The following is a 10212-nucleotide window of genomic DNA, read 5'->3' on the forward strand; positions in this document are numbered from 1 at the left end:
ACTTTAATAACCGATAAGATATCAGGATTTTTACAAACGGATGGCGGCGTGAGATTTTTTTCCAAAATCGGGCTTTTCCTCGCCTTCTTCTGCATGCTTATGCAAAAGACTCAGGGCGCAGAGATCGGTCACCTCACGCTAAGTCGAAGATTTGGAGCGGGAACCCTCGCTTTTGCTCAATGACAAGATCTGGCTCCTTGATCCTGAGATGCCCCACATTTCAGATAAAAGCCGTGAAATTTCAGGCGGCACGCATCCCAAGGAATTCCTCACCCAGGCCCAATTCCGGCCAGGAGCATCCGAGGCCACCTGGCGCATAACCATCCAGCTGAACCGAAAAGCCAGTCTTGCCATCCTGGTCCCTGAATTTCCCTTTTATGAACTCTATTTGGGTGAACGCCTGCTGGTCACCCACGGCCACGCTCCTGATCAGCCCCAAAGGCTTTATCGCGAAGTGGAATTGGGTGAAGGCGACCATTTTCCCCTGACCCTTAAGGTGAAGCGTCACACCGATTTCTGGGCCCCTTACACCAGTTTTAAACTGGGCTTGTCCTCGGATATCTCCCGCCGCCAACAGTTGACCGAATTTTACGGGGCATTTTTCCTGGGTCTTGTGCTGATCACGGCCCTGTACCATATCTCTCTGGCTATCATTATTCCGCAAAACAAGCAGTCGCTCTATTTCGCGATTTTTCTCGTCTGTCTGGCCCTGCGCGCCAGCCTGAGTGATGCGGAACAAATCTTGATTCGAATCCAGCCTGATTTTTCCTGGGAATGGAGCTGGAAGCTGGGCTTCATCGGCTACTTTGTTGCGCCCCCTTCCTGCCTGACCTTCCTGAATCACCTTTTTCCTAAAACCCTGCCGCGGTTTGCAGTACCGCTGCTCTGGATGACCTCGGCCGGGATGGTGATCATCACGCTGGCGACGGATGTGGCCACATACGCGCCTCTCACGGACTATTTTCACCTATGCACGATTTTTTCCCTGCTGATCAGCGTCATCGGCTTTATCCAAGCCTACCGTCTCTCGATGCCTGGCGTGAAGCTGCTCATCGGCAGCCTTTTGGTTATGATCGCTGCCGTGATGAACGATGTCGTGATGGTCACCTACCGCGTCGCCACCACCCCGCTGCTCGACTATGCAATCATAACCTTTATTTTTTCTCAAACAGCCATTATCTCTTACAATTACGCGAGCGCGGTTCGTGATATCGTCCACGTTCATAAGCAGCTGCAGAAGCTTGTGTATAAGCATGTGGTGACACAAATTGCGCGGGGTCGCAACCTGGAAGACACCATGCCCATCGGCGGCAAGGAAGCGGTGGTCCTGGCCTTCGATGTCATCGGCTCCTCCCGCATCAGGCATCCCCAATTGAATCGGACCATGGAACGCGTGATGGCGCGATGCCAGGAAATTTTACACGAGGGTTACGATCCGGAAACTGTCAGCGCCCCCGGCTACCGCATCAAGGAAATGGGCGATGGCCTGCTGGCATCCATCGGCTTCCCTTTAGCCAGTACGGAACAGGAAAGTAATGCGGACACAGCCGTGAGAATCGCCGTCCGTTTCTGTAAGGTATTTCGGGAGGAGATGGCGAAGCTTCAGTATCATGAAGCGCTGCACTGCTGTGTGGGAATCGCCCAGGGTGTGATTGAAGGCTTTTTCCCGAAAAGCGGTATCAAACAGTACGATGTGCGGGGTCGGCCCTTGATGCTGGCCACCCGCTATGAAAGCATGCGCAATATCGTCTTCAAGGAAACGGGTGAGTACTCAAGTCTGATCTTTATTCAGGACGCTGTGTACAAGTACCTGTCGGTCGAACTTCAGAGCGATTTTAAACGCTGGGATTGTATGCAGAAGGGCCATCGCATTCGTGATGACGTTCATGCACTCCAGGCCTGGTACCGTCGTCTGCCTGGAGCCACAAGCAAGCCCTCTCATGGTCAGGGTTCCACGGTCGCCTCAAGCGATTCCATAGGCCCTGGCCCGCGCGCCGTTTCCTGACCTACCTGAAAGATATAGCGGCCTTCGTCCAGATCAGGCACCTTAAGGTTAGGGGTTGTGATGGACGCCTTGCCGAGCACAACGTGGGGTGCTTCGGCTGCCGCCCATTGCATGTGATATTTATCAGCTCCAGCAATCGCATCCCAACTTAGGAAAACGCTCTGACCTTCGACGTTGGCTTGGAAATTCGTCGGTTTGATGGGATTTTGCTCCACCGTGGAATGTTCCGGAGCCGGCCTCCTCCCGGTGTCTTTCGTCGGGCTTTTCGGCCCGAAACAGCCGGACAAGGAGAGGCAGATAACAAGCAGACGGGGCATGGCGATCTCCGTTCCTCTGTACGCACGGGAAAAATCTTTGCTCTATCTTAAACAGCAGTCGGAAAATCCGTCAACAGCAGGAGATCGTGTCGTCAAACCAAAAAGCGACAACCTAGGTCGTCCAGCATGCCAACGTATCAGTTTGCATTGCTTTCCCACCGCAATTCAACAATAGTAGCAGAAATTGCTGTCCCTTGGAGACAATGAATTGGCGCAAGAACGGCCTTCCACCATTCGCAGCATGAAAACTGAGCTCACGCGCCGCCAGCTGCGGGATAATCTCACTGTGCTCATGCTGTTTGGGGCCCTGCTTCTCCTACAAAAGTCGCTTAGCTTTTGGTAGCTCATCAACGACGAACTGGAGCAGCAGGCCCTCACTCTAACGCTTCCGCTGACACCTGCGTTGCAGCATAGCGATAAAAAAGAAGCCACCCGCTGTCTCAGCATCATCCAGGACCTCCGCAGCATGATCCAGGCCCGCATCAGCACACCTGATGATCAGGCCTTCGCACTTTACGCCAAGGCACCCGCGTTCGAAAACGTGACCGATGGCCTCACGTCGATGGCCTACACAAAAAGTTTCCCCGTGCTCGATCAGGGACAGGCGCTCGGAACCCTGACGCTAACGCGGAGTTTAAGCGATATTTATCAGGGCCTGTTTCTTTATACCCTGCTCCTCATGACCATGGGCCTTGCCGTCTGGATCGTATCCTTCATCTTTGCCCGCTCCGTGCATGAGAAATTCAGCGCCTCCTTTCGACACATGATCAAAACGATGAAAACCATGCAGGACACCCCGCAACTGGCAAGGATCCACGAAGTTGTGCCGGGATCCACTTTCGAGGAGATTCAATTTATCCTGTTTGAATTTCAAAGAATGACCCATGCCATCTTCGAGAAGGATCAACGCCTGGTCACCGCCAATTCCAGACTGGAAGAAAAAGTCCAGGAGCGCACCCGCGAGCTGAAGCAGCTGCAGGATCGATTGGTGGAGGAAGCCCATAAAGCAGGAATGGCTGACGTTGCCACCAGTGTGCTGCATAACTTCGGCAACATCCTCAGCAGCATTTCCATCGACTGCAGCATCCTGCGCGATATGATCAGCACCGAAGATGATGCTTTAAGCTTGGAACCGGTCCTCAAGCAGCTGGACGGCGAACGCAAACTGCTTGAGATTCTCCAGTCTCCACAAAAATTGGAGTCACTTCGTCGACTTTTCAAGGAACTGGAAAAGCAGGCCCAAACCGAACGTTTGAAATATCAGGAAATTGTCGGTCGCATGAACGAGCAGCTCTATCTGATGAAAGACCTGATTTATCAGCAGCAAAACTACGCGACCGGCCAGGCTCTCTACCAGGCCGTCGGTCTGCGTGATATCCTGGAGCAGGCCTTTCACATCAAACATTCCATCCTGCACGCCCGCGATATCAAATGGTCCGTGGACGTTCCTCAGGACACGCCCGTCCTGGTCCAGAAGACCAAATTTTTACATGTCTTCGCCAATCTGATTGTCAATGCGATGGATGCGATGAAGGAAGTACCTGGTCCCAGCCGCCGAATCGAAGTCCATACCGAGGTCGACCTCACAGAAGCTCGCATTCATTTTCGGGATTTTGGTCCTGGAATTCCCAAGGTGCAGTGGACGCGTATTTTCACACTGGGATTCACCACCAAGTCGAACGGCCACGGTTTTGGTTTGCACAGTTCAGCCAATTACATGCGGGAAATGCAGGGCAACCTGGAGCTGGGCGATCCTCAGCCGTCGATCGGAGCAGGATTTGTGGTGCGATTGAAGCGGGTGCCTACGGCTGGCGGATGAAAGGATCGTTCAACCGGTACGCGAAAGCATCGGTGCCCGTTCGGGTTCTGTCACGAAGTTTGCATAGCAGATCGATTTCACCTGCGGGAAATCCGGAATCGGTGTGGTCAGAGTTTTGAATGACTGCCAGCTGCGTGAACCCGATTCCTGATGAACTCGAGGCGGCAACTCACAGGTGACAACGACACTGAATATTCCATGCTGCCAGTCTGGATTCTCGGCACGCAAGACCTTGGTATACTGCTCCAGACGTGAACTCAGGACCACCGTCTCACCGGAAATCTCAAACTCGCGTTTATGCGCTTCATCCCCATAAATGGCCAGATGCACATCACCAAAAGCCATACCGCCTCCCAGCCCCAGGCCCGCCGGGACCAGACGCGGGAACTGCTGCAGCAAGGCGATAAATTCCTTTTCAATCTCGAAAAAAGCTTTCAAGGCATGCGCATGCAAATCGTTCTTGCGACGCTGCTCGGCCTGGACCACGGCTTCCGCCAGGTCAGGGATGTCGCTTAAATCAGGTAAATCCATCACCCCAAAGGAAATGAGATGACCGTCACCCATCGACTTATGCACGTGCCCACCATGGGCGTGCACAATGCGGCCGATCAATCCATAGTAGAGCCGTAAAAATTCGTTCAATTCCACAGGCCCGAGGTCACGCATCAGGCGCGAAAATCCTCGAATATCCAGGCTCAGAATCAAACCCTGAGTTTTACGATCCCGCAAGAGGTCATAACGGTTTTCATAAAGAGCTGAGGCCACATACTGCCCTAGAAACGGCGTCACGCGCTGTTTCAGATCATGCTCCGCGAGCACGAGTCGGCGCTGGGTACGATGAATCTTGCGCGCCAGAAAGAATGTCACCGGCATCATGACGATCATATCATTGGCAAAGAGCTGGAGCAGCACGATATTGCCACTGTTGATGAGTATGCCCACGACCGGCAAGGCAAAACAAAGGGTGAATCCAATGATCAGCTGCAAAAGATAGGAAGCTGGCGGACTCAGAATCAGCAGAGTGATGACTATAATAAAAACGTTCGGACCATGCACAAAACCGTAGATTCCTGAATGTCCATGGGACATGAGAGGCCAGACGTGTATCATACAGGCCACCATGAAAATGCCAGGGAAAGCCAGCATGCCCAGACGGGCCGTCGCACGGTCGCTTATGATGCGGCGATGGCTGATCCAGGCCAACAAAAAGTACGGAAGGCTGTTGAGCAGGAGTCGAGGCCAGAGGTTATCCCAGAGGGTCAACTCAGGCTTGAAACTCTGGATCACCTCAAAACTGGTCACACCATAAAGTCCAAAAGCCAGGCCAAAAATTAAAGCCAGCACCGCCTGACGCCGCACCATCTCACGCAGAAGGTAGGCATCAGCATTGAGGGCTCTCAATGGATTCGGTGTTGGCTCCATACTTACAAGACGACCGAAAGATTAGCTGCAAAGTCCTGCAGCATTTTCGTTTCGGAACTAAAATACCGGTCCATATCCGTCTGGTTGAGTATCACCGCACCTTCGGGAATATTGGCTCCGGCCGGAACCTTGACGCCTTTGCCAACGCGAACACGCAGGCCGATATAGGAGCGGGTTCCGATTTCGCAACCTTCTTCCAGACTGCAGCCATGGTTGATCAAACAATTGGGCTTAATGGAGACCTGAGGACCGATCCAGCTGCGCAGACCAATCGACGTCACCACACCCACTTCCGCACCCTCTTCGATCTTACAGCCTGGTGCCAGAACCGACAGATGCCCAACCAAACCTTTATCCTTGATCTGAATGGAATCGACCATAATCGTATTGTCGTTCAGGCAGATATTGGTTCCAATCGTGGAGCGATTGGCCAGATACGCGTCCTTGCCAATCGACAGGACCGGCAAATCCCGCAACCAGGTATCGGGATAAACCACAAAGGAGGTGGACGGTCCTTTGTACCCGAACAGCCTGAGCATGTAGGTTTTGAATCGAGGTACAGCAAGGCTGATGGCATAGAGTGGTTTAAAATAAAAAACCTGGGTCCAGCAAATACCATAGACCCGGCGCCAGCCATAGATACGATGGAAGGCCTCACGAGGAAATCGACCGGGAATAATTTTGGAATGGGCGAAGCGGCTCATCAATCCGGCCAGGGTGATGAAACTCGGCACAAAGAGAAAAGGAAAGAGAGCAAAAGCACCCAGAATGATCCATGGATTCGCAGTGGCCAAGGCAAATGACAGGGGAAAGACAGCAATCACCAGGGATCCTGCCCAGATAACAGCCAGCATCAGAAATGGCAAAAGATTCGGCATCGAAAAACTCCTAAACAGCCACAGCTTTGGGGGTATGGGAAAGAACTTCATGACCGAAAAGAGCGTCATTCGCGTTCAAAACTAAATCGTCTTCGCCCGCATGCAAGGGATACCCGACTTGCACCAGCACGTGCTGCAGCAGCGAGGAAACGGCGAGCGTTCCAGGCCCATGCAAACGAACAGCGACGGGTTCACGTCGCACGCGATCGGGATGAAAAAATTTCGTCTGGCCTATGTTGGCCAGGAGCGCCTCGCGCAAGAGATCACGTTCACCGAGTTGCAGGCGCAAGGTGGCGTCAAGTTGCAAAAGATAACGGGCTGCATACCAAAGGCGCAAAGCCCTATGCTTATGACTTTCTTCAAGGGCGCTTTCAAGGACCAGAACATCATCCTGCGGATACAGCTGCAGACCGAAAAGTTTTTCCACGGCTTCGAGCTTGGAGACCTGGGATCCATCCACAACCAAATACGGGCAGGGAGGAAGATCAGTCAAAAGTGGTGACTGCCCCACGCCTCGTAGATCATTGGGCAGCGATCCTGAACCCACACGTTCCTGAATCGCACGTAATTTTTTCATAGAGTCCTCCTAATGGGCTCACCTTCGGAGGCCTCGAATGAAACTTAAGGAAGTACCATAATGCACTGTCTTTATTACATAATATGACATAATTCAAGTGAGCTACAGAACCCACATGGCCCTGGTTTCCGACTTTTCTCTGGGTGGGACGTATCAGCTCTGGTAGTCTCGGGGTCCATTACTGGAAAGGACAATTCATGAGAAAGACTCAGATTATACTTGTTGGTAGCCTGCTCGCAGCCTGTACTACCACGAGCCCGACTCCTGAAGCGACTTCGAGCACCGAGGCGAAACGTGATGTCGTGACGAAAGAGTTGCCCAAAACCATTGAAGAGGCTGTATCATCGCCCTTCCGCAGTGCTCAGAACATGCAGCGCGATGCCTACCGTCACCCTGTGGACACTTTGAAATTCTTTGGCATCAAGCCCAACATGACTGTTGTTGAAATCTGGCCGGGCACGGGCTGGTATGCCGAGATCCTGGCCCCTTATCTGAGTAATCAGGGTCAATATGTTGCTGCCATCGTGCCCCCAGAAAAAAACGAGTATTTCAAGAAGGCCTACGACACGCTTTCGGGTTGGGCGAAGAGCAACCCCAATGTGAAGATGAGCTATGTGTCGTTCACGCCTCCTGATATCACCAACTTCGTTCAGCCTGGAACAGCCGACCTTGTTCTGACTTTCCGCAACGTCCATAACTGGACCAATAACAAGGCAGCGGACCAGGCCTTTGCCGCTTTTTATAGCGCTCTGAAGCCGGGAGGTATCCTGGGGGTCGTGGAACATCGCCAGAATGAAAAATCGTCCTCGGATCCCCAGGGCAAGAGCGGCTACGTGAAGGAAAGCGAAGTGATCCGCCTGGCCACCAAGGCCGGTTTCAAACTGGAAAGCAAATCGGAAATCAACGCCAACCCCAAGGACACCAAGGATTATCCTCAAGGCGTCTGGACCCTGCCGCCCACTCTGGCGCTGAAGGATCAGGATCGGGCGAATTATTTGGCGATCGGTGAAAGTGATCGCATGACGTTGCGCTTTATCAAACCGAAAAAATAAATCTTTGCCGGCGTGAATTGGCGAAGCCCGTGGGCCTGTGCTAAAGGTTAACTCCTGCAAACCTTGCTACAGGAGTTGTCATGCCCGGCCCGGATCACCTCAGCCCCCTGCAAAGACTTTGGGATTATGCCACCCCCTTTCGCCAAAAGGCGTTGGTGGCAACCATCTACTCCATTCTCAATAAAATCTTTGATGTGCTACCCGAAATTTTGATCGGTGTGGCCATCGATATCGTCGTGTCGCGCGAGCAAAGTTTTCTGGCCCGCACGGGTCTGACCAGCCCTGTCCAGCAGCTGGCTGTGCTGGCGTTTATTACCTTTCTGATTTGGCTGTTCGAATCGATTACAGAATACGGAGCGCTGGTGCGCTGGCGTAATCTTGCGCAGCAGCTGCAGCATGCTTTGCGTATGGATGGGGTGCGGCATATTCAGAAGCTGAGTCTGTCTTGGTATGAGAAGCAGAATTCAGGTCGTTTGCTTTCCATTCTGAATGATGATGTTAACCAGGTGGAACGCTTTCTGAATGAGGGTACGCATAAATTTATTCAGCTGTTTGTTTCCAGTCTTCTGGTCAGTGCTGTGTTTTTCTATCTCTCGCCTTTGGTTGCGGTGTTTGCCCTGCTGCCAATTCCCTTGATTATCTATGGTGGGTTCCGCTTTCGGGGTCGGCTTGCGGGTCGATATGCGGCGGTACGGGAAGCGGCTTCGCTTTTGGGGGCTAGGTTGTCTGGGATCATTACTGGGGTTGTTACCATTCGAGCCGCTGTAGCAGAGGATGAGCAGGTTCAGCTTGTGAATGAATCCTCGCAGCATTATATCGAAACGAATCGGCAGGCGATTGCTTTGAGTTCGGCCTTTGTGCCGATTATTCGGATGTCGGTGTTGGCTGGATTTTTGTTTACGCTTGTGTTGGGGGGTTGGCAGACGCTGCAGGGTGATTTGTCGCCTGCGGCTTATACCGTGTTGGTGTTTTTGACCCAACGATTGTTGTGGCCGTTCACGGCGTTTGGTGAGCTCTTGGATCTTTATGAACGGTCGATGGCGTCGGCGCATCGGGCTTTGGATCTTATTACTGCCCCGATTGGTCTTGTCGATGCACCACAAACTGTGGCTCTGGGTCGCAGTGGTGGGGCTTTGGCTTTTCAGGACGTGGATTTTGCTTACGGAGATGCTGAGCCTTTGCTGCGGAATTTTAACCTGGATATTAAACCAGGGGAATTCATCGGTCTCGTGGGCCCGACTGGGGCGGGTAAAAGCACGGTGATTAAACTTCTCCTTCGTTTTTATGATCCCACGCGTGGCACTGTGAATATAGATGGAATTCCGCTGACGCAGGTGTCGCAGAAGGAGCTGCGGAAGAATATTGGGTATGTGGGGCAGGATGTGTTCCTGCTTGATACCAGCATCCGCAAGAATTTGCAGATGGGTAAACCGAACCTTTCTGAAGATCAACTGCATGAAGCCTTGGATGTTGCCGCGGCGCGTGATTTTGTGGAACGGTTGCCGGAAGGATTGAATACGCTGATCGGCGAACGTGGTCAGCGGTTATCAGGTGGCCAGAGGCAGCGCCTGACCATTGCTCGCGGTATTCTGGGTGATCCACCTATTTTGATTTTTGATGAAGCTACGTCGGCGGTTGATAATGAAACGGAAGAAGATATTCAAAGATCACTGCAGAAGCTTGCGCATCAGCGGACTTTGATTGTGATTGCACATCGATTGTCCACGATTCGACATGCTGATCGGATCCTGGTTTTGGATCAGGGGGAGATTACTGAGTCTGGTAAGCATGAGGAACTACTAGCAAAAAAAGGCCTCTATGCTCGGCTCTGGAATATTCAAACAGGCAATTAAGGCTCAAACTTGCACACGCCAGAAAATATGATCTAAAAAGATAGTAAACTTGCTGGCCAAGCCTAGGCGTTTCATGTGCAGACCTGATAGGAGTGTGATTGTAACATTTGGAGGTTATAATGAATTCCTTTCTCGCCCGTCGGCTGACGATCGAGCCGATAAACTTTCAGCCATTCGCAAATCATGTGCGTTCCCTTCGGTCACTTCAAAGCTTTTAGGATTTCCATGCGCATCGGTCAGCATATGAACCTTGCTGGTCAATCCGCCTTTGGATCGACCCAGGGCGGAG

The 10212-nt window shown here is 52.3% G+C and carries 8 protein-coding genes; 4 read left to right on the plus strand and 4 right to left on the minus strand.

What is annotated here, in order from left to right:
* Positions 1-172: 172 nt before the first annotated feature.
* Positions 173-2005 carry a 7TM diverse intracellular signaling domain-containing protein gene (locus VE954_RS30870; protein ID WP_324960241.1) on the plus strand — a complete coding sequence of 611 codons (1833 nt, stop codon included), beginning with the start codon at positions 173-175 and terminating at the stop codon, positions 2003-2005.
* Here the strand turns inward: VE954_RS30870 and VE954_RS30875 are convergent.
* On the minus strand, positions 1945-2322 hold the full coding sequence (locus VE954_RS30875) for a hypothetical protein (RefSeq protein ID WP_324960243.1): 378 nt from the start codon (positions 2320-2322) through the stop codon (positions 1945-1947). The two genes, VE954_RS30870 and VE954_RS30875, sit on opposite strands and share 61 nt — an antisense overlap.
* 358 nt (positions 2323-2680) lie before the next feature.
* Between VE954_RS30875 and VE954_RS30880 the strand changes: the two genes are divergently transcribed.
* Complete coding sequence (locus VE954_RS30880) at positions 2681-4141, plus strand: ATP-binding protein (protein ID WP_324960255.1); 1461 nt, start codon at positions 2681-2683, stop codon at positions 4139-4141.
* 9 nt (positions 4142-4150) lie between these two features.
* On the opposite strand, the gene VE954_RS30885 is transcribed toward VE954_RS30880, so the two are convergent.
* From VE954_RS30885 to VE954_RS30895, 3 genes are read right to left on the minus strand one after another with little or no spacing between them, the layout of a single operon-like run.
* Positions 4151-5542: an adenylate/guanylate cyclase domain-containing protein gene (locus tag VE954_RS30885; RefSeq protein WP_324960245.1), complete on the minus strand. Its 1392-nt coding sequence runs from the start codon at positions 5540-5542 to the stop codon at positions 4151-4153.
* 23 nt (positions 5543-5565) lie between these two features.
* The gene (locus VE954_RS30890) at positions 5566-6441 is read right to left on the minus strand and encodes a hypothetical protein (protein WP_324960247.1); all 876 of its coding nucleotides are present in this window, start codon (positions 6439-6441) and stop codon (positions 5566-5568) included.
* A gap of 10 nt (positions 6442-6451) precedes the next feature.
* On the minus strand, positions 6452-7018 hold the full coding sequence (locus VE954_RS30895; protein WP_324960249.1) for a hypothetical protein: 567 nt from the start codon (positions 7016-7018) through the stop codon (positions 6452-6454).
* Positions 7019-7215: 197 nt separating this feature from the next.
* On the opposite strand from VE954_RS30895, the gene VE954_RS30900 reads away from it, so the two are divergent.
* A complete protein-coding gene (locus VE954_RS30900; protein WP_324960251.1) occupies positions 7216-8070 on the plus strand; it encodes a hypothetical protein in 855 nt (284 codons plus the stop codon).
* An 80-nt stretch (positions 8071-8150) separates the two neighbouring features.
* Positions 8151-9923, plus strand: a complete 1773-nt coding sequence (locus VE954_RS30905) for an ABC transporter ATP-binding protein (RefSeq protein ID WP_324960253.1) — start codon at positions 8151-8153, stop codon at positions 9921-9923.
* Positions 9924-10212: the final 289 nt, after the last annotated feature.

It is taken from the genome of Oligoflexus sp. (assembly GCF_035638955.1).
Lineage (GTDB): Bacteria > Bdellovibrionota_B > Oligoflexia > Oligoflexales > Oligoflexaceae > Oligoflexus.

What these genes read in the sequence shown, in the direction of transcription:
- VE954_RS30875 (WP_324960243.1), bottom strand. Translation starts at nt 2,322, where the DNA reads ATGCCCCGTCTGCTTGTTATCTGCCTCTCCTTGTCCGGCTGTTTCGGG.
- VE954_RS30890 (WP_324960247.1), bottom strand. Translation starts at nt 6,441, where the DNA reads ATGCCGAATCTTTTGCCATTTCTGATGCTGGCTGTTATCTGGGCAGGA.
- VE954_RS30895 (WP_324960249.1), bottom strand. Translation starts at nt 7,018, where the DNA reads ATGAAAAAATTACGTGCGATTCAGGAACGTGTGGGTTCAGGATCGCTG.
- VE954_RS30900 (WP_324960251.1), top strand. Translation starts at nt 7,216, where the DNA reads ATGAGAAAGACTCAGATTATACTTGTTGGTAGCCTGCTCGCAGCCTGT.
- VE954_RS30905 (WP_324960253.1), top strand. Translation starts at nt 8,151, where the DNA reads ATGCCCGGCCCGGATCACCTCAGCCCCCTGCAAAGACTTTGGGATTAT.